This window comes from Actinomycetospora cinnamomea (assembly GCF_003096675.1).
GTDB lineage: Bacteria > Actinomycetota > Actinomycetes > Mycobacteriales > Pseudonocardiaceae > Actinomycetospora > Actinomycetospora cinnamomea.
Map to the genome: position 1 here is coordinate 1 of NZ_QEKW01000016.1, position 19707 is coordinate 19707.

Below are 19707 nucleotides of genomic sequence, written 5' to 3' on the forward strand. Positions count from 1 at the left end.
GAACCCGGAAGCTAAGCCCTCCAGCGCCGATGGTACTGCGACCGACAGGTCGTGGGAGAGTAGGACACCGCCGGAACACCCGACCACCCCCACACATTCATGCAGGACCCACGACACAGGAGAGCGGGACACCCGCTCTCCTGTGTTGTGTTTTCAGCCGGCGGCAGGAGTGCGCCGTCCCGACAGCTCGAACCCGCACGGCCGGATGGGTAGGCCCCTGATCCGATCGGCCGAAGACCCGCGCTCACCGTGACGCCGGCCCGTCCACACCCCTCGCGTCCGTCCCCAGGAGGACGCTCGAGGCTCCCGTTCCGCACACCCGCCGCCCGATGCTGCTCGGAGCCCGCCGGGGAGTCGCCCCGGCGGCGGACGAGCGGAGGACGACGTGAACGAGACGATCGTGACGGTGACCGGCAACGTCGCCGGCGACGTGATCGCCCGCCGGGTGGGGGGCAACGAGGAGCACCTGCTGGTGACGTTCCGCGTCGCGAGCTCCGAGCGGCGGTGGGACAAGGCCGCGGAGTCGTGGATCGACGGCGACCGCTTCACGGCATCGGTGAACTGCTGGCGTCGCCTCGCCGAGGGCGCGCGGGACTCGCTCGTGAAGGGCGACCCGGTGGTGGTGACCGGCCGGCTGTCGGTGCGCGAGTACGAGGTCGAGGGCGTGCGGCGCTACATGACCGAGATCGCGGCGACGGCGGTCGGACCCGACCTCTCGCGGTGCACCGCGCAGGTCCGGCGGCGCCGCGGAGCGGGCGCGGAAGCGGGCGAGACCGCCGCGACGGCGGACACCGCCGGGAACGGCACCGCGGATGTGGCGCACCTGCCCGTCGAGTCCGGTCCGGTGCGGCCCCAGGCGGACGGCGAGCTCGCCCGCGCGGCCCGGCCGCTCGTCCCGACCGGCCCCGACGCCGACGCCCCGCTCGAGGAGCCGACGGGCGCCGCGACCACCCGCACCGACGCGGGCGAACCCCGCCGCGGCGAGCCCGTCCGCGCGAGCGCCTGACCCGCCCCGGGGCCGGTGGACGCCGAATCGTGGCAACTACCATCGTGGGCGTGGCTGAGTTCATCTACACCATGAAGAAGGTTCGCAAGGCCCATGGGGACAAGGTGGTCCTCGACGACGTCACGCTGAACTTCCTGCCCGGCGCGAAGATCGGTGTCGTCGGCCCCAACGGGGCGGGCAAGTCGAGCGTTCTCAAGATCATGGCAGGACTCGATCAGCCCAACAACGGGGAGGCGTTCTCCGCCCCGGGCGCGAGCGTCGGCATCCTCCAGCAGGAGCCGCCCCTCAACGAGGAGAAGACGGTCCTCGGCAACGTCCAGGAGGGCGCGGGCGACGTGGCCACCAAGCTCGCGCGGTACAACGAGATCGCCGAGCTCATGGCCACCGACTACTCCGACGAGCTCATGGAGGAGATGGGCCGCCTCCAGGAGGACCTCGACAACGCGGACGCCTGGGACCTCGACTCCCAGCTCCAGCAGGCCATGGACGCGCTGCGCTGCCCGCCCGGCGACTCGCCGGTCACCCACCTCTCCGGCGGTGAGCGGCGGCGCGTGGCGTTGTGCAAGCTGCTGCTGAGCAAGCCCGACCTGCTCCTGCTCGACGAGCCCACCAACCACCTCGACGCCGAGAGCGTGCAGTGGCTCGAGCAGCACCTGGCGTCCTACGAGGGCGCCGTCCTGGCCGTCACCCACGACCGGTACTTCCTCGACAACGTCGCCGAGTGGATTCTCGAGCTCGACCGTGGCCGGGCGTACCCCTACGAGGGCAACTACTCGACCTATCTCGAGAAGAAGGCCGAGCGGGTCGCCGTCCAGGGCCGCAAGGACGCGAAGCTGCGCAAGCGCCTGGCCGACGAGCTCGCGTGGGTCCGGTCGGGGGCCAAGGCGCGGCAGGCGAAGAACCGGGCCCGCCTGCAGCGCTACGAGGAGATGGCGACCGAGGCCGAGAAGACCCGGAAGCTGGACTTCGAGGAGATCCAGATCCCGCCGGGCCCGCGTCTCGGCAACGTCGTCGTGGAGGTCAGCCACCTCGACAAGGGCTTCGACGACCGCCTGCTGATCAAGGACCTGTCGTTCACGCTGCCGCCCAACGGGATCGTCGGCGTCATCGGCCCGAACGGCGTGGGCAAGACGACACTCTTCAAGACGATCGTCGGGCTGGAGAAGCCGGACTCGGGCGAGGTGCGGGTCGGCGAGACGGTGAAGCTGTCCTACGTCGACCAGACGCGGGAGGGGCTCTCGGGCACCGACACCGTGTGGAAGGTCGTGTCGGGCGGGCTCGACCACATCCAGGTCGGGCAGGTCGAGATGCCCTCGCGGGCGTACCTCTCGGCGTTCGGCTTCAAGGGCCCCGACCAGCAGAAGCCGGTCAACGTCCTCTCCGGCGGCGAGCGCAACCGGCTGAACCTCGCGCTCACGCTGCAGCAGGGCGGCAACCTGCTGCTGCTCGACGAGCCGACCAACGACCTGGACGTCGAGACGCTGTCGTCGCTGGAGAACGCGCTCGAGAACTTCCCGGGGTGCGCCGTGGTCGTCTCGCACGACCGCTGGTTCCTCGACCGCGTGTGCACGCACATCCTGGCGTGGGAGGGCACCGACGATCACCCCGCGTCGTGGTTCTGGTTCGAGGGCAACTTCGCCGACTACGAGCAGAACAAGATCGAGCGTCTCGGGCCGGAGGCCGCCCGCCCGCACCGCGTGACCTACCGCAAGCTGACCCGGGACTGAGGACCCGGCGAGGTGGAGGTGCCGGCACGGCAGGCCGCCGCCCACGGCCTCACCGCGAGCGCGATCCTGCAGGTCGCCGAGGGCCTGCGGTGGTCGGACCCGCAGCTGAGCGTCGCGCTGGCCGAGCACGTCGCCCGGGCGGCCGGCGACGACCCCCGTGCCCGGTCCGCCGCCGAGCGCTCCGCGGTGCTGGCCCTGGGCCGGCTCGACCGGCCGGCTGAGGTGGTCGTGCGGGCGTTGCCGCACCTCCTTGAGGCCGAGCGCGCCGGTCGTACCGCCGACGCGGCGGCCCTGAGGTGCGAGATCGCGCTCGCCGCCGCGCACCACGGCGACGCGGATGCTGCCGAGACGCTGCTGGAGCCGCTCGCCGGAGGCCGGTCGCTGCCGGTGGCGGTGCGGGCGGACGCCCTCGTGGCGTGGGCGGCAGCCCGGGCCGGTCGCGGGGACGTGCCGGGGGTGGACGCAGCGGCCCGGCGAATGGGAGAGCTCCCCGGGGACGGGGAGGCGGCCGACGGTGCCCGTCGCGTCGCGGTCGAGCGCTCCCGAGCACGCGCTCGCCGGCTGGCCGGCGACGTCTCGGCTGCCGCCGCGGTGCTGCTGGGGGTGGGCCCGGTCCCGACGGCGGGCGACGGCGGCCGGCAGGCCGCGCTGCTCGGTGCCGACGCGGTGGAGGTGCTGGGCGAACTGGGGCGGGTGGGGGAGGCCCGGGAGGTCGGGGATCCGCTGCTGGCGACCCCGCCCGGTCCGACCACCGCGGCCGCCCTCGGCCGCGTGCGCTGCGCCCTCGCCCGCGTGGTCCACCTGCCCGCGGGTGACCTCGACACCGCAGAACGACTGGCTCGCGAGGCGGAGGACGACCTCGCCCGCCGCGATCAGCCCGCCGAGCTGGCCGAGGCGTTCGAGGTGCTGGCCGCGGTCGCCGAGCGTCGTGGCGACGCCGCCGACGTGCTCCGGCAGCTCCGACGCGCCCACGAGCTCGCGACATCGGCGCGCGAGGAGGTGACGCGGGCGCGCGTGGCGCTCGCCGCCGCCCTGGCGCGGGAGGAGGACCGCCTTCCCGGTGCCGTGCCGCCGCGTGACGAGGTGACCGAGGAGTCGGCGCGGCGGTGGGCTGGTGTCACCCCCGCCGCGCTCGGGGAGCCACCCACCGGGCACGCGGTGGTCGGGCACGCGGTGGTCGGGCAGGCGGTGGTCGGGCAGGCGGTGGTCGGGCAGGCGGTGGTCGGGCACGCGGTGGTCGGGGACGCGGTGGTCGGGGACGCGGTGCGTGGGGTGTCGGGCAGCCAGGTGTCGGGGGCCGCCGGGGTCGGCGCCGGGCAGGCGGCGCTCGGGGAAGCCCTGCTCGCCGCGCCCGTGCCCGACGAGCTCGCACTCCACGAGCCGGCGCCCGGCGCCCCGGGATCGGGGCTCGGGACCTCGACGCACGCCGAGCCTGAGCCGTCGGAGGCTCGGGGGCCGGAGTCGACACCCGGCGCGTCGGTCGGGGCCACCGCGGAGCGGGCGGACGCCGGCGGGCCCGCGATCCCCGACAGCGGTGCGCCCGGTGCAGCCCCGCCGTCGGCCGAGGCGCGGGCCGGGCTGTCGCTGTGGGAGGAGCTCGAGCGCGCCTCGGACGGGGACACGGCCATGGCGGCCAGCATCGGACAGGAGCTCGCGCGGGAGTCCGCGACGTCGTCGCGCGCGGTCGGGGAGGAGCCCGTGCCGGCGCGCGAGGCGGGCCGGCGCCGGCGGCGCGCGCGCTACCGGGACGACGCCGAGCCGGACGAGCTGCTCGCCGCCGCCCTCGCGGCCCGCGCGGGCGAAGGCCTCGATCCGCTCTCCCCACCGTCCGCCACCGACGCCCCGCGCCCGGGCAGCGCCGCACCGCAGGCTCCGGACAGCACCTCGGGGCCCGTGTCGGACCGTGAGGACCCGACGGATGATGCCGTCGCCCACGAGCGCGACCTGGGCGACGACCCGGGGGGCCGGGGGGCGGTCCCGGCACCGCCGGCGATCGACCTCGGCGCGGCGTCCCGCAGCCGGCGGCTCGCCCGCGCGCGAGCACGCTGGGAGGTGCCCGAGTCGCTGCTGCCGCGGCGCGGGGAGGACCGCCTCCCGGTCGGAGACGACTCCTCGTCGCCGCCCGGCGGGAGCAACGGGCTCGTGAACGGTCACGACGCGCGCCGCGAGGACACACGGGGCGCCGGCGACCGGCGGCCTCCGGGGGACGAGCCCGACCCCGCGACGGGTGTCGTCCCGCCGGCCCGGGATCGTGGCCCGGGCGGGACGGACGACGAGTACGCCCGGGAGCTGGCGCTGACGCTGGTCGACCTGCTGGCCGAGTACCAGAATCCCGCCGTCCCGCTCGGCGGGCCCGGGAGCCCGCACGGTGAGGCCATCGGCTCGGCCGCCCGTCCGACCACCAACGGGACGGCACCCCGCGACCGGCCCGCGGGCGGCGACCGCTCCGGAGTCCCGCCGCTCCGGCGCTCCGACGAGGCGGGTCCACGCCTGGCCGACCTGCTCGCCGACGCGATGGACGTCTACCACCGGTCGGGGTCCGGGCATGCGGCCGCCGACGACCGGCGGGCACGGAGATGAGGGACACGTCAAGCCTTCCTCAAGCACGATGGTGCCCGCGGACGGCGTCGTTAGGGTGGCCCGCGTGAACGCGCGGCCGCGTCCGGACGACCCCTCGACCCGACGGCCCCGACCCACGACCGGCGGTGGCGCCCGATGACCACGACCACGAGCAGGGACGTCGCGACGCCGGAGACGGCGGACGGCTGGCCGGCCGAGCGGGGGGCCCTGCGGGCCGTCGCGGCCACGCAGGACCCGCCCGACTCGACGCTGGGCGAGCTCGCGGTCACCTACTTCGCCCGGGTGCCAGACACCGAGCTCGTCGCCGACCCCGCCGATGCCCTGGCCACGGTGCGGGCGCACCGCAGCCTGGCGCGGCTGCGGGTGCCGGGGAAGCCGGTCACCGCGGTCCTCGACACCCCGGGCGCGGCGGGCCGCATCTCGGTGCTCGTCGTCACCGACGACATGCCGTTCCTCATCGACTCGGTGCTCGCCGAGCTCGACCGGACGGGCGCGAGCGTGCACCGCGTGGTGCACCCGGTGATCGTGGTGCGCCGCGACGTCCGTGGCGAGCTGCTCGACATCCTGCCGCTCGCCGACCCCGCGGCGCCCCCGCCGGGCACCGTCGCCGAGTCGTGGATGAACATCGAGCTCGGCGACCTGCCCGGCTCCGATCCGGCCCGGGACCTCGCCGCCGACCTGCACGCGCGCCTGTCGGGCGTCCTCGTCGACGTGCGCGAGGTCGTCGAGGACGGCGACCGCATGGTGTCCACCGCGCGGGCCCTCGCCGACGAGCTCGCCGCCGCCGGCGGCAGCGACGACACGGCGGAGACCGCCGACACCGTGGCGCTGCTGCGGTGGTTCGCCCAAGGCAACCTGATCATGCTGGGCTACCGGCGGCAGGAGGTCGTCGACACCCCGGAGGGCCCGGCGCTGCGCGGCGTGCTGGCCACCGGGCTGGGCGTGCTGCGCCGCGACAGCCTCGTCGCCCGCACGCTGACCGCGAGCCCCGACAGCGTCACCCCGGCCGGCGTGGCCGGCGACGAGGGACCGCGCCGGCTGCTCGTGCTCACGCGCGCCAGCGCGCGCTCGACGGTGCACCGCCCCGAGCACCCGCTCTACGTCGGCGTGAGCATCCACGACGCCGACGGGCGGCTCGTCGGCGAGCACCGGTTCCTCGGCATCCTCACCGTCGCCGCCCGGCACGCCGACGTGCTCGGCATCCCGGTGGTGTCGCGGCGGGTGCAGGAGGTGGTGGCCGAGGCCGGCCTGCCCGTCGACTCGTGGTCGGGGCAGCGCCTGCTCGAGGTGCTCCAGACCTACCCCCGCGCGGAGCTGCTGTGCACCGACCGCGCGTCGCTCGAGGCGACCGCCACGGGCGTGCTCGACCTCGCCGAGCGACGGCGGGTCCGGCTGTTCCTGCGCCGCGACCCGTTCGGCCGTTACTTCTCCTGCATGATCTACCTGCCGCGCGACCGGTACACCACCGCGACCCGCACGCGCATGCAGGACGTCCTGATGCGCGATCTGCGCGGCACCGACCTCGAGCACACCGCGCGCGTGACCGAGGACCAGCTCGCGCTGCTGCACGTCACGGTGCACACGGGGCGCGAGGAGCCGGTGACGCCCGACCTGGACGCGCTGACCCGTGACCTGGCCGAGGCGGCGCGCACCTGGTCGGACCGCCTGCGCGAGCGCGCGACGGGGGAGGAGCGCGCGGTCCTCGCCGCGATCGGCGAGCCGTTCGGCGAGGCCTACAAGGAGGACTTCCCGCCCGAGCGCGGCCTGGCCGACCTGCGGGTCCTCGACGGCCTGACCCCGGCCGGGAGCGAGGGCGAGGGTCGCGACACCGCCGTGCGGCTCTACCACCCGAGCAACCCGGACGCGGGGGACCGGCGGCTCAAGCTCTACCTCGCCGGGCGTCGGGCGACGCTGTCGTCGGTGCTGCCGGCGTTGCAGTCGCTCGGTGTCGTGGTGGTCGACGAGCGGCCCTACGAGGTCACACGCAGCGACGGCGTCACGTGCTGGATCAACGACTTCGGCCTGCGCCTCGGCGATACCGAGACCGTGCGGCCGGGCACCGAGCACGACCTCACCGAGCGGTTCGCCGAGGCGTTCGACGCGGTGTGGAGCGGGCACGTCGGCGCCGACGGGTTCAACGCGCTGGTCCTGCGCGCGGGCCTGTCGTGGCGCCAGGCGGCGGTGCTGCGCGCGTTCTCCCGCTACCTGCGCCAGGTCGGCAGCGCCTACGGCCAGAGCTACATCACCGACGTCGTCGGCGCCCACCGTGACGTCGCGGTGGGCCTGGTCGAGCTGTTCGAGGCCCGCTTCGATCCCGCGCTCGGCGAGGACGACCGCGCGCACCTCGTCGCGGAGATCGACGAGCGGGTGACGGCGGCGATCGCCGAGGTCACCAACCTCGACGCCGACCGCATCCTGCGGGCGCTGCTCGGCGTCGTGCGCGCGACGCTGCGCACCAACCACTTCCGCCGCGACGCGGCCGGGGCGCCGCGCGCGTTCCTGTCGCTCAAGCTCGACCCGGCGCAGGTGCCGGGGGTGCCCGAGCCGGTGCCGGCCATCGAGACCTTCGTGCACTCCAACCGGGTCGAGGGCGTGCACCTGCGCTTCGGGCCCATCGCGCGCGGGGGGCTGCGGTGGTCGGACCGCCTGCAGGACTACCGCACCGAGATCCTGGGGCTGGTCAAGGCGCAGGCCGTGAAGAACGCGGTGATCGTGCCGGTGGGGGCCAAGGGCGGTTTCGTCGTGAAGCGTCCGCCCGCTCCCACGGGCGACGCGGCGCACGACCGGGAGGCGACCCGGGCCGAGGGCGTCGCCTGCTACCGCATGTTCATCTCCGGCATGCTCGACCTCGTCGACGACCGGGCCGGTCACGCGGCGAACTCGGCGATCCGCACCCCGTCCGACGTGGTGCGCTACGACGGCGACGACCCCTACCTGGTGGTGGCGGCCGACAAGGGCACCGCGACGTTCTCCGACCTCGCCAACGCCGTCGCCGCCGACTACGGGTTCTGGTTGGGTGACGCGTTCGCCTCGGGCGGCTCGGTGGGCTACGACCACAAGGCCATGGCCATCACGGCGCGCGGCGCGTGGGAGAGCGTGCGACGCCACTTCCGCGAGCTCGGGCGCGACGTGGCCACCGACGAGATCACCGTCGTCGGGGTCGGCGACATGTCCGGCGACGTCTTCGGCAACGGCATGCTCCTCTCGGAGCACCTGAAGATCATCGCCGCGTTCGACCACCGCCACGTCTTCCTCGACCCCGATCCCGACCCGGCGACGTCGTACGCCGAGCGGCGCCGGCTCTTCGGGCTGGCACGCTCGTCATGGGCCGACTACGACGAGTCGCTGATCAGCGCCGGTGGCGGGGTGTTCCCCCGCACGATGAAGTCGATCCCGGTGTCGCCCCGCGCGGCGGAGGTGCTCGGCGTCGAGCCCGGCGACCTCGACCCGCCGACGCTGATCCGCGCCGTGCTGCGCGCGCCGGCAGACCTGTTCTGGAACGGCGGTATCGGCACCTACGTCAAGGCGTCCACCGAGACCCACGCCGATGTCGGCGACAAGGGCAACGACGCGGTGCGCGTCGACGCCGACGAGCTGCGCGTGGGGGTGGTCGGCGAGGGCGGCAACCTCGGGCTGACCCAGCGGGGGCGCATCGAGTACGCGCGCCACGGCGGCAAGGTCAACACCGACGCGGTCGACAACAGCGCGGGCGTCGACTGCTCCGACCACGAGGTCAACATCAAGATCCTGCTCGACTCGCTGGTCGAGCGCGGCGAGCTCGACCCGGCCGAGCGGGACCAGCAGATCGCCGCGACCACCGAGGACGTCGCCGCGCTCGTGCTCGCCGACAACGTCTCCCAGAACGAGGTGCTGGGCGTCTCGCGGGCCCACGCGACCGGGATGCTGCACGTGCACCGGGACCTGGTCGCCGACCTCGCGGCGCGGGGCCGGCTGGACCGCGAGCTCGACGTGCTGCCCGACGAGGAGGGCTTCGCGGCCCGGGCCGCCGACGACGAGGGCCTGTCCAGCCCGGAGCTGTGCACCCTTCTGGCGCACGTCAAGCTCGACCTCACCGACGCCCTGGCCGCCTCGGAGCTGCCCGACCTCGAGGTGTTCGCGCGCCGGCTGCCGGCGTACTTCCCGCCGGTGCTCGCCGAGAGCTACCCCGACGCCGTGGCCGCGCACCCGCTGCGACGGCAGATCGTCACCACGATGCTGGCGAACAGGGTGGTCGACGGGGGCGGGCTGACCTTCGTCCACCGGCTCGTGCAGGAGGTCGCGGCGTCGCCGGCCGACGCCGTGCGCGCCTACCACGTCGCGACCGCGGTGTTCGGCCTCGACGAGCTGGCCGACGATCTCGCGGCCGCCGACCAGGTGCTGCCGACCTACGTCTCCGACCGCATCACGCTGGCGGCGCGGCGCCAGCTCGACCGCGCGGCGCGCTGGTTCCTCACCAAGCGCCCGCAGCCGCTGGCGGTGGGCGCGGAGATCGCCCGCTTCGGGCCGTGGCTCGCCAAGCTCGCCCCGCAGGTGCCCGACCTGCTGCGCGGCGGCGAGGCCGACGGGCTCTTCCGTCGCACGCAGGACTTCGTGATCGCGGGCGCGCCGGTCGACCTGGCGCGGCGCGCGATCGGCGGGCTGTACGGGTTCGGGCTGCTCGACGTCGTCGAGATCGCCGAGATCGCCGAGCGCGAGCAGGGCGGCGTGCACGTCCACGACGGCGAGGTCACCGACGACGAGGTGCTCGCGGTCGCCGAGCTGTACTACGCGCTCTCCGAGCACCTCGGGCTCGACGCGCTGCTCACCGCCGTGGCGGGGCTGGACCGCACCGACCGCTGGTACGCGCTGGCGCGGCTCTCGCTGCGCGACGAGCTGTACGCGTCCCTGCGCGCGATCACCCTCGACGTCCTGGCCGACACCGGACCGGAGGAGTCGGTGGACGAGAAGATCGAGCACTGGGAGCAAGCGAACGCGTCGCGGCTGATCCGGGCGCGCACGGCGCTGGCCGAGATCGCGCAGGAGCGTCGCGACGACCTGGCGACGGTGTCGGTCGCCGCGCGCCAGCTGCGCAGCATGGTCCGCTGACGAACCGGGAGAGAGCAGCCGCGTGGCCCCCTACGTCACCGACGTCACCGTCCGCTGGTCGGACCAGGACGCCTACGGGCACGTCAACCATGCCCGCGTGGTGACGCTGCTCGAGGACGCCCGCACCGGCCTGCTGTTCGACGCGGCCACCCGGGCGGGCGTCGCCGCGTTCGAGGCCGGCCTGCTCGTCGCGACCCTCGACGTCGCCTTCCGCCGCCCGATCCCGTGGACGCCCGCGGGGGTCCGGGTCGTGATGACGGCCGAGGACGTCCGGGCCGCGTCGTTCCGCGTCGCCTACCGGTTGCTGCTTCCCGACGGCGACGGCGGCTGGGACGAGCGCAGACCCGCCGCGACCGCCGGCACGCAGCTGGTGCCCTACGACCTGGCCACCGCCCGGCCCCGCCGCCTCACCGCCGAGGAGCGGGCGTTCCTGGCGGAGTACACCGCCGACGACGCATCAGCAGGACCCGCCGAGGGGCCGGGCTCGACCGTGGACCCCGCGTGACGCTGGCGGTCCCCGGCGCGGCGGACCGGGCCGCGCTCGCCGACGTCGTCGGTCGCGTGGTGCGTCTCGACGCCGCGGCGGTGGTCCGGCTGCGTGACCGCGGCGGACGGGTGGTGCTGTGGGCGGGCACGCCGTTCGACGTGCTCGTCACCGCGGCGGCGCCGGGGTCGGTGATGCCCGCCGACGTCACGGTGCCCGGCTCGGACCTGCTCGCCGCGCTCGGCGTGGTGGACGCCCCGGAGGTCGACCCCGGCACCGCGGTCGACGACCGCTGGCGCGGCGACCTGCCGGGCGAGGGCCCGTGGCGCGCGGTGGGGGCGATCCCGGCGGGCGAGGTCGACGCCGTGGTCGGGCGCACGGGTCCGGCGGCGCTCGACGAGACGGCCTGGGAGGCCGGCGGGGTCCGGGTGCCGGCCCGTTGCCTGGTGGCCGTCGCGGGGATGGGGTGGCCGGAGCAGGCCGGCGCGCTGCCCGTGGCACTCGCCGACGACGGGTCGTGGCTGCGCCTCGAGGCCGGCCCGGCATCCGTCCACGCGGCGATCGTGCGCCGCCGCCGGCCTCGGCTGGCGCTGCTCACGTGAGCGGACGTCACGGCTGTAGCCGTGACGTTCGCTCACGTCGGGGGTCAGCGCAGGTTCGACCGCAGGAAGTTCAGCGTCTCGTTCCAGGCGATCCGCGCCTGCTCGGGGTCGTAGGTGCCCCTCTCGTGCTGGTCGTTGAAGAAGGCGTGGCCGGCGGGGTAGAGGCGGAAGTCGGGACGGCGGCCGGCCTCGGTCTCGATGCGGTCGGCGAGGGCCTTCACGGCAACCGGCGGGGCCATCGGGTCCTGCTCGCCGAAGTGCCCGAGCATCGGGGCGGAGAGGTTCGCGAAGCTCGGGTAGTCCTCGCCCAGCACGCCGTAGAACGGCACCGCGGCCCCGATCTTGTCGCCCTGCTGCGCGGCGAGGACGAGCACGAAGCCGCCGCCCATGCAGAAGCCGACCGCCCCGACCTTGCGTCCGACCACCGCCTCGTGCCCGAGCAGGAAGTCGACGGCGCCTCCGAGGTCGGTGGCCGCCTGGTCGACCGGCAGCTCCTGCATGAGCCGCCCGGCCTCCTCGGAGTCGTGCGTCGTGGCGCCGCCGTAGAGGTCGGGGGCGAGCGCGACGAAGCCCTCGGCAGCGAGCCGGTTGGTGACGTCGGCGATGTGGCTCGTCAGGCCCCACCACTCCTGGATGACCACGACCCCCGGACCCGCGCCCGACTCCGGCAGCGCCAGGTACCCGTGGGCGGTGCGTCCGTTGCTGGGGAAGGTGACGTTCTGCAGCGGATTGTCAGAGGGGTTCGACACAGCCATGCGCGCCATCCCACCAGCGATCAGGCAGCTACGCTCAGCGGCCCGCGCTCACCGGCCCGCGCTCACCAGCTCTTGTTCATCATGCTCGTGGCGGCCATCTCGAAGTAGTCCCACATCTGCCGGCGCCGCTCCTCGGGGAGGTCGGCCTCGTCCACGGCGACGCGCATGCAGCGCAGCCACGCGTCGCGCTCGAGCGGTCCGATGGGGAACGGGCCGTGGCGCATGCGCAGGCGCGGGTGGCCGCGCTGGTGGGAGTAGGTCTGCGGGCCGCCCCAGTACTGCTCGAGGAACATGAGCAGTCGCTGCTCGGCCGGGCCCAGGTCCTCCTCCGGGTACAGGGGACGCAGGACCGGGTCCTCGGCGACCTGCTGGTAGAAGCGGTGCACGATCGCGGCGAACGTCTCGTGCCCGCCCACGGCGTCGTAGAACGTCTCGGGCCGTCCTGCCTGCGGTGCGCTCACACCACCAGATTCCCAGATCCGCGCCGATGCGTCAGACGGCCGGGGTCCCGGGGCCCGCGACGCCGGGACGGCCGCCGAACGGGAACGGCGCGGGGACGCCGGCGACGTCGAGCGCCGACTTGATCTCGGCCGCCACGGCCCGCTGCACCGCCCACTGCTCGCCGGGGCGGGTGCGCACGGTCAGGCGCATGAGGACGCCCTCGGCGGTCACCGACTGCACGCCGAGCATCTCGGGCGGCGCGATCACCTTGCTCGCGATCTTGGGCTCGGCGCACTCGGCGTTGGCGGCGCGCTCGGCGATCTCGAGCGCCTCGTCGACGTCGGCGGTGTGGCCGACGGGGATGTCCACGACCGCGACCGAGTAGCCCTGGCTGGAGTTGCCGACGCGCAGGATCTCGCCGTTGCGCACGTACCAGACGGTGCCCGCGATGTCGCGCAGCGTCGTCACCCGTAGTCCCACGGCCTCGACGGTGCCGCTGGCCTCGCCCAGGTCCACGAAGTCGCCGACCCCGTACTGGTCCTCGAGCATCATGAAGATGCCGGAGAGGAAGTCGCGGACGAGGTTCTGGGAGCCGAACCCGATCGCGACCCCGAGGATGCCGGCGGACGCGATGATCGGGGCGAGGTCGACCCCGAACTCGCCCAGGATCAGCATGAACGCGACGCCGTAGATGACGATCGTGCTGAACGAGCGGAGCACCGAGCCGATCGCCTGGGCGCGCTGCGTGCGCCGCTCGACCATCACCGGCGCGGCATCGCGCAACGTCCGCACCGCGCGGTCGCGCAGCGGGCGCAGCAGCGCGGGCACGCGGCCCTCGCCCGCCCCGTTCGTGAGGCGGTGGATGGCCCGGTGCACGGCGAAGCGCAGCGCCACGGCGACCACGACGATCAGGAGCACGATCACGGCGTGCGCGAGCAGCTGGTCGGCGGAGCGGGAGAGCCAGTCGGCCTGCGTCAGCTCGAAGACGCGCGCGCAGATGGAGCCCTGGTCGGCGGCGCAGGTGGGCGCACCCGGCGGCAACGGCAGTGACGCGGTGGTCGATGCCGGGGCGGCCGGGGAGCTGCCCGGTGTCGGGGTCGGCAACGGCACGTTCACGTCGACCGACGGTAGAGCACGCGGTCGAGTGAGCCGACCGCCCGTCCCGGCCGCGTCCTCCTCGCCGACACGCCGGTCGACCCGCGTGGCGCACGCCACCAACACGCGTGCGAACGGGCGGGTTGTGTGGTCGACTAGGCGCAACTCGGCGGGAGGTGGTCGTGTGCACGAACGACAACCCGGCAGCGTGACTCCGCTGGTCAGCGAGGTCCCGCCCACCACCGCGCCACACGGCGCGTCCGACCCTCCCGTCCCCGATCTCTCCGTCGCTCCTCCGCTCGCTCCCCCGTCCGCTCCCGCCCCGTCGCCGTCGTCGCCCCCGTGGGGCCGCCGCCGGGTGCTGCTCCTCAACGCCACCTTCGAGCCCCTCACCGCGCTGCCGCTGCGCCGGGCGATCGTGCTGCTCGTGTGTGGCAAGGCCGAGATCGTGCACGGCGACGCCGCCGGGCTCGTGCTGCATTCGGCCACCGGTGCCGTCGACGTCCCCTCCGTCATCCGGCTCCGCACCTACGTCCGCGTGCCCTACCGCGCGCGCGTGCCGCTCACCCGCGCGGCACTCATGCACCGTGACCGGTTCCGCTGCGCCTACTGCGGCGGGCGTGCGGAGACCATCGACCACGTGGTGCCGCGCAGCCGCGGGGGCACGCACACGTGGGAGAACTGCGTGGCCTGCTGCGCGCGGTGCAATCACAAGAAGGCCGACAAGCTGCTCGCCGAGCTCGGCTGGCCGCTGCGCACCATGCCCACCGCGCCCCGCGGGCGGCACTGGCGGCTGCTCGCCGGGCTCGTCGACGCCGACCCGCTGTGGCTGCCCTACCTCGGCGAGACGGCGGCCTGAGAACCTCGCGTCGCGATCGAGCGTGTGGCGTTGCGGACACTGGGTGTCAGCGATGGCCCACGGCTGACACTCCGCCGACCCCCGCCATCGGGCACCATGCAGCATCCGTGAGCGATCTCCACGAGCTGAGCGCCCTCGAGACCGGGGCGGCGATCCGGCGCGGTGACGTCTCGGCGCTGGAGGTGGTCGACGCGGCGCTCGAACGCGCCGACCGGCTGGGCCCCGGGCTCGGCGCCTTCACCGTGCTCACGCCCGAGCGGGCGCGGGACGCGGCGCGCGCCCTCGACCGGGCCGGGGTCGCCGACGGCGGCCCGCTCGCCGGGGTACCGACGGCGATCAAGGACCTCACCGCCACCGCCGGTGTCCCGACGGCCCGGGGCTCGGTGCTGAACGCGGGGCACGTCCCCGTCCACGACGACGACGTGGTCGGCCTCCTGCGCGCGGCCGGGACGATCAGCATCGGCAAGACCGCGGTGCCCGAGTTCGGGCTGCCCTGCTACACCGAGCCCGCCGGCGCGCCGCCTGCGGTCACCCCGTGGGACCGCACCCGCTCGGCGGGCGGATCGTCCGGCGGTGCGGCGGCGGCCGTCGCCGCGGGCATCCTGCCCGTGGCCCACGGCACCGACGGTGGTGGCTCGATCCGCATCCCGGCCTCGGTGTGCGGGCTGGTCGGGCTGAAGACGACCCGCGGGCGGGTGCCCGCCGGGCCGGCGGGCGGCGACCCGGCCGGGCTCTCGGTGCACGGCCCGCTGGCGCGCACCGTCGCCGACGCGGCGGCGTTCCTCGACGCGATCGGGGTGCCCGCGCCGGGAGAGCCGTTCGTGCCCGCGCCCCCGCCGCCGGGCGGCTATCTCGCCGGGCTCGGCCACGCCTCGGGACCCCGCCGGATCGCGCTGGCGGTCGACCCGCCGATCGACGGCGCCGAGGTCCACCCCGCGTGCCGTGGGGCCGCCGAGGACACCGCCGCGATGCTCGCGGACCTCGGCCACCACGTCGAACCCGTCGCGCACCGGCTGCCCGACGACGTCGTCGACGCGTTCCTCACCCTGTGGGCGGTGCTCTCGCTCGGTGACCCGGTGGACCCGGCCGACGAGCCCCGCCTGCAGCCGCTGACCCGGCACCTGCGCGCCCGCGGCCGCGAGGTCGCCGGGGCGGCGGCGATGGCCGCGCTGCACACGGTGCAGACCGCGACGCGGACCCTCGTCGCCGAGCGCGCCGCGTACGACGCCGTCCTGACCCCGACCGTCGCCCTGCCGCCGCGCCCGATCGGGTGGTTCACCGCGGGCGGCGACCCCGCCGACGACTTCGCGCGCCAGATCGCGTTCACCCCGTGGACCGCGATCGCGAACCTCACCGGCGAGCCCGCGATCTCGCTGCCGACGAGCTGGTCGGACGGCTTGCCGATCGGGGTCGCGCTGCGCGGACGCCGGGGGGAGGAGGCGGTCCTGCTGGGGCTCGGCGCCGAGCTCGAAGCGGCCCGGCCGTGGGTGGGGCGGCGCCCGCCGGTGGTGTGAGGCGCCCACGGCGCGGTGAGGCTCCTACGACGGGACGTCGTCGACGGCATCCACTACGGTGCTGCGCGTGAGCCCCCTGACCACGATCCTGCTCTTCGTCGTGGCGCCGGTCGGAGGTCTGCTCCTGATCGCCGCGACGACCATGATCCGCCCGTCGCAGCGCGGTGCGCGCTACCGCTCCGGTGACGAGTGGGACCACGAGCCGCTGTGGTGGATGGGCAACCCCCGAGGCTCGGGCGTCCCCGGGCCGACCGTCGAGGCCGTGCCATCGAGCCCGGCCGCCGAGCACACCGCCCGAGGAGGCGCTCGTGGCACGTGGTGAGGTCGTCGCATCCGGGCAGGACGAGCCCGGGCAGACCACCCGGCTGAACCAGGGTCCGGGCGTCCTCGAGGACCCCATCTACGGACAGGCGCGCGTCGCCACCGCGTCGGGGCGCATCTCCGAGGCGATGGACGTGCTGTCGGAGGACTCGCGCACGCCGTTCTCGCCGTCCCAGCTCTCGCGTCTGGACGAGGCCCTCACGCTCGCCTGCCGCGAGACCGGGCTGCTGTTCACGCTGTACGTCGGTGCGCTCGGCACCCGCTCGCGGGAGCGTGCCGAGGAGCTGCACGCCTCGCTCGGTGACCGCGCGGCCGAGTCGGTCGTCGTGGCCGTCTCGCCGGGCGAGCGGGTCGTCGAGGTCGTCACCGGCGCCGAGTCCAGCCGGCGCATCGACGACCGCGCGGCCAAGCTCGCGGTGATGAGCATGGTGGCCTCGTTCAAGGAGTCCGACCTCGTCGGCGGCATGGTCGAGGGCCTGACGATGCTCGCCGACCAGGCCGGCCACATCCACCACTAGACAGTTCCGAGCACCCCCGGAACGGCACGAACGCGCTGTTCGCTGCGATAGAAGCAGCGAACAGCGCGTTCGTTGCGTTCGGGACGGCCTCAGCCGCGGTCGAACTCGCGGGCGGCGAGGGCGCGGACGACGCCGGCGCGGCCCTCGGTGACCAGCCGGCGCAGGGCCGGCGGGTGGTCGCCCGCGAGCCAGGCGTCGGCCGCGTCGACCGTCGCCTGCTCGACCGCCCAGGACGGGAAGAGGCCCTGCACCATCGGCTGCGCCTGCTCCGACGAGCGGCGCTCCCACACCTCGTCGACGACCTCGAAGTAGCGCGGCACGTAGTCGGCGAGCAGGGCCTGCTGCGCCGGGTGCGAGAAGCCCATGATGATCGCCGCGTTGATCGCGTTGGGCAGCGTGTCGTCCTCCACCGCGCGCCGCCACGCCTCGGCCTTCGCCTCCGGGGTCGGGACGAGCGCGCGCGCCCGCTCGGCCATCCGGCGGCCGGTGGCGGTGTTGTCGCGGGCGTACTCGTCGGCGATCTCCGGTTCGCCGGCGGCACCGTGCGCGACGAGGGCGTGCAGCAGCCGCCACCGCAGGTCGGTGTCGACGGTCAGCCCCTCCAGTGGCATCGAACCGTCGCGCCACCCGGCGAGAGTGTCCAGCGCCTCCGCGGTCAGCACCGACCCGGCGAGCGCGTTGACGACGGCCAGCTGGTGGTCCGAGCCGGGGTCGGCGTGGGCGAGCTCGAGCAGCCGGGCCACGAAGGCGGGCCAGCCCTCGGCCACGGCCCAGCTCGGCTCGGCGTACGACGCGAGCGCCGTCTGCGCCTGCAACAGGAGGCGCTGCACCACGCCGACCTCGGTCTCGGCGGCGATCCCGCCGGTGACCAGGGCGACGAAGTCGCGCGCCCGCAGCTCGGCCTCCCGGGTCATCTCCCAGGCCGCCGACCAGCACAGCGTGCGGGGCAGGGGCTCGCCGATGTCGCCGACGCGGTCGATCAGCGTGGTGAGCGAGCGCTCGTCGAGCCGCATCGTGCAGTAGGTCAGGTCGTCGTCGTTGACCAGCACGAGGTCGCCGGCCTCGACGCCGACGAGGTCGGGCACCTCGGTGCGGTCGCCGTCGACGTCCAGCTCCACCCGGTGCTTCCGCACGAGCCGGCCGCTGCCGTCTGCGTTCTCGGGGCCGTAGACCCCGACCGCGAGGCGGTGGGTCCGCAGCTCGCCCGCACCCGGGCGCGCGCCACCCTGGACGACCTCGAAGGCGGTGTACCGCCCGTTCTCGCCCACCGAGAACGACGGCGAGAGGGAGTTGAGCCCGGTCGTGCGCAGCCACTGCGCGCTCCAGCCCGACAGGTCGCGGCCGGAGGCCTCGGTGAGCGCGCCGAGCAGGTCGTCGAAGGTCGCGTTGCCGTAGGCGTGCCGCGAGAAGTACAGCCGCAGGCCGGCGAGGAACTCCTCCTGGCCGACGTAGCTGACGAGCTGCTTGAGCACCGACGCGCCCTTGGCGTAGGTGATGCCGTCGAAGTTGACCTCGACGGCCTGCAGGTCGGGGATGTCGGCGGCGACCGGGTGGGTCGAGGGCAGCTGGTCCTGGCGGTACGCCCACGACTTCTCGACGTTGGCGAACGTCGTCCAGGCGTTGCGGTACTCGGTGGCCTCCGCCTGGCTGACGACGCTGGCCCAGGTGGCGAACGACTCGTTGAGCCACAGGTCGTCCCACCAGCGCATGGTCACCAGGTCGCCGAACCACATGTGCGCCATCTCGTGCAGCACGGTCTCCGCGCGGCGCTCGTAGAGGTAGCGGGTGACGCGGCTGCGGAAGACGTAGTCCTCGAGGAACGTCACGGCCCCGACGTTCTCCATGGCGCCGGCGTTGAACTCGGGCACGAAGAGCTGGTCGTACTTGCCGAACGGGTAGGGCACGCCGAAGTTGCGGTGGTAGAAGCCGAAGCCCTGCTTGGTCTCGGTGAACAGCCGGTCGGCGTCCATGTGCTCGGCGAGGCTGCTGCGGCAGAAGATGCCGAGCGGGATCGCGCCGTGCTCGTCGGTGTAGGTGTCGGTCCACTTGGCGTACGGGCCGGCGATCAGCGCGACGAGGTAGGTCGAGATCGGGGGCGTGGTGGCGAACGTGTGCCGCTTCGCGCCGTGCCCCCCGTCGATGTCGGCGACGCCCTCGGTCTCGCCGTTGGAGACGACCTCCCAGCTCGGCGGCGCGGTCACGGTCATCGTGATCGTCGCCTTGAGGTCGGGCTGGTCGAAGCAGGCGAACATGCGCTTGGCGTCGGCGGTCTCGAACTGGCTGTAGAGGTAGACGCCACCGTCGACCTGGTCGACGAAGCGGTGCAGCCCCTCGCCGGTGTTCATGTAGCGCCCGTCGGCGTCGACCACCAGCTCGTTCTCGGCGGCGAGGTCGGGCAGCGCGATGCCCTTCTCCTCGTCGTAGTCGGCGACGTCGAGGGCCTGGCCGTTCAGCGTGGCGGAACGGACCCCGGCGGCGACGATGTCGATCCAGCTCGACGCACCGGGCTGGGCGCAGCGGAAGCGGACGGTCGACACCGTGCGGAACGTGGACTCGCCGGGCCCGCCGGCGCCGTCGGTGAGGTCGAGGTCGACGGCGTAGGAGGCGACGTCGAGCAGCTCGGCGCGCGTGATGGCGTCGTCGCGGGTCAGGTTCGGGGCAGCCACGCCGACACCCTACGGCCGTCGGGAACATCACCGGGCTCGCCCGGGGTTGCCCCG

Annotated in this window: 14 protein-coding genes and 1 rRNA gene; 11 read left to right on the top strand and 4 right to left on the bottom strand. The window is 74.6% G+C overall.

Annotated features, from left to right (window positions below; translation table 11 throughout):
• From rrf to C8D89_RS22830, 7 genes are all read left to right on the top strand, one after another.
• Positions 1-76, top strand: a 5S ribosomal RNA gene (gene rrf, locus C8D89_RS31200); the annotation flags it as partial.
• Positions 77-385: 309 nt separating this feature from the next.
• Positions 386-1006 (top strand): single-stranded DNA-binding protein, encoded by a 621-nt coding sequence (locus C8D89_RS22805; protein WP_116710440.1) that lies wholly within the window; start codon positions 386-388, stop codon positions 1004-1006.
• Positions 1007-1056: 50 nt separating this feature from the next.
• A complete protein-coding gene (ettA, locus tag C8D89_RS22810) occupies positions 1057-2733 on the top strand; it encodes an energy-dependent translational throttle protein EttA (protein ID WP_116710441.1) in 1677 nt (558 codons plus the stop codon).
• Between the two features lie 12 nt (positions 2734-2745).
• On the top strand, positions 2746-5313 hold the full coding sequence (locus C8D89_RS30850) for a hypothetical protein (RefSeq protein WP_165825889.1): 2568 nt from the start codon (positions 2746-2748) through the stop codon (positions 5311-5313).
• A 135-nt stretch (positions 5314-5448) separates the two neighbouring features.
• Entirely contained in the window at positions 5449-10398 is a 4950-nt protein-coding gene (locus tag C8D89_RS22820; RefSeq protein WP_116710442.1) for an NAD-glutamate dehydrogenase, read from the top strand.
• Positions 10399-10420: 22 nt separating this feature from the next.
• Positions 10421-10903, top strand: a complete 483-nt coding sequence (locus C8D89_RS22825) for an acyl-CoA thioesterase (protein ID WP_116710443.1) — start codon at positions 10421-10423, stop codon at positions 10901-10903.
• A complete protein-coding gene (locus C8D89_RS22830; RefSeq protein WP_116710444.1) occupies positions 10900-11484 on the top strand; it encodes a DUF8010 domain-containing protein in 585 nt (194 codons plus the stop codon). The genes C8D89_RS22825 and C8D89_RS22830 overlap by 4 nt, the downstream gene beginning before the upstream one ends.
• Positions 11485-11528: 44 nt before the next feature.
• Here C8D89_RS22830 and C8D89_RS22835 read toward each other — a convergent pair whose 3' ends face one another.
• The 3 genes from C8D89_RS22835 to C8D89_RS22845 all read right to left on the bottom strand — a co-directional run bounded on the left by C8D89_RS22835 (position 11529) and on the right by C8D89_RS22845 (position 13727).
• Positions 11529-12239 (bottom strand): dienelactone hydrolase family protein, encoded by a 711-nt coding sequence (locus tag C8D89_RS22835; RefSeq protein ID WP_207787374.1) that lies wholly within the window; start codon positions 12237-12239, stop codon positions 11529-11531.
• A gap of 62 nt (positions 12240-12301) precedes the next feature.
• Complete coding sequence (locus C8D89_RS22840; protein ID WP_116710446.1) at positions 12302-12700, bottom strand: globin; 399 nt, start codon at positions 12698-12700, stop codon at positions 12302-12304.
• Positions 12701-12731: 31 nt separating this feature from the next.
• A complete protein-coding gene (locus C8D89_RS22845; RefSeq protein ID WP_116710533.1) occupies positions 12732-13727 on the bottom strand; it encodes a mechanosensitive ion channel family protein in 996 nt (331 codons plus the stop codon).
• Between the two features lie 232 nt (positions 13728-13959).
• Between C8D89_RS22845 and C8D89_RS22850 the strand changes: the two genes are divergently transcribed.
• The 4 genes from C8D89_RS22850 (at position 13960) to C8D89_RS22865 (ending at position 16987) form a co-directional block, all read left to right on the top strand.
• Positions 13960-14634 (top strand): HNH endonuclease, encoded by a 675-nt coding sequence (locus tag C8D89_RS22850; protein ID WP_207787375.1) that lies wholly within the window; start codon positions 13960-13962, stop codon positions 14632-14634.
• Between the two features lie 107 nt (positions 14635-14741).
• Entirely contained in the window at positions 14742-16148 is a 1407-nt protein-coding gene (locus C8D89_RS22855; RefSeq protein ID WP_116710448.1) for an amidase, read from the top strand.
• A 67-nt stretch (positions 16149-16215) separates the two neighbouring features.
• Positions 16216-16470: an aa3-type cytochrome oxidase subunit CtaJ gene (gene ctaJ / locus C8D89_RS22860; protein ID WP_133252026.1), complete on the top strand. Its 255-nt coding sequence runs from the start codon at positions 16216-16218 to the stop codon at positions 16468-16470.
• Positions 16457-16987: a DUF5130 family protein gene (locus C8D89_RS22865; RefSeq protein ID WP_116710450.1), complete on the top strand. Its 531-nt coding sequence runs from the start codon at positions 16457-16459 to the stop codon at positions 16985-16987. The genes ctaJ and C8D89_RS22865 overlap by 14 nt, the downstream gene beginning before the upstream one ends.
• A gap of 89 nt (positions 16988-17076) precedes the next feature.
• On the opposite strand, the gene pepN is transcribed toward C8D89_RS22865, so the two are convergent.
• Positions 17077-19653 carry an aminopeptidase N gene (gene pepN / locus C8D89_RS22870; protein ID WP_116710451.1) on the bottom strand — a complete coding sequence of 859 codons (2577 nt, stop codon included), beginning with the start codon at positions 19651-19653 and terminating at the stop codon, positions 17077-17079.
• Positions 19654-19707 lie beyond the last annotated feature (54 nt).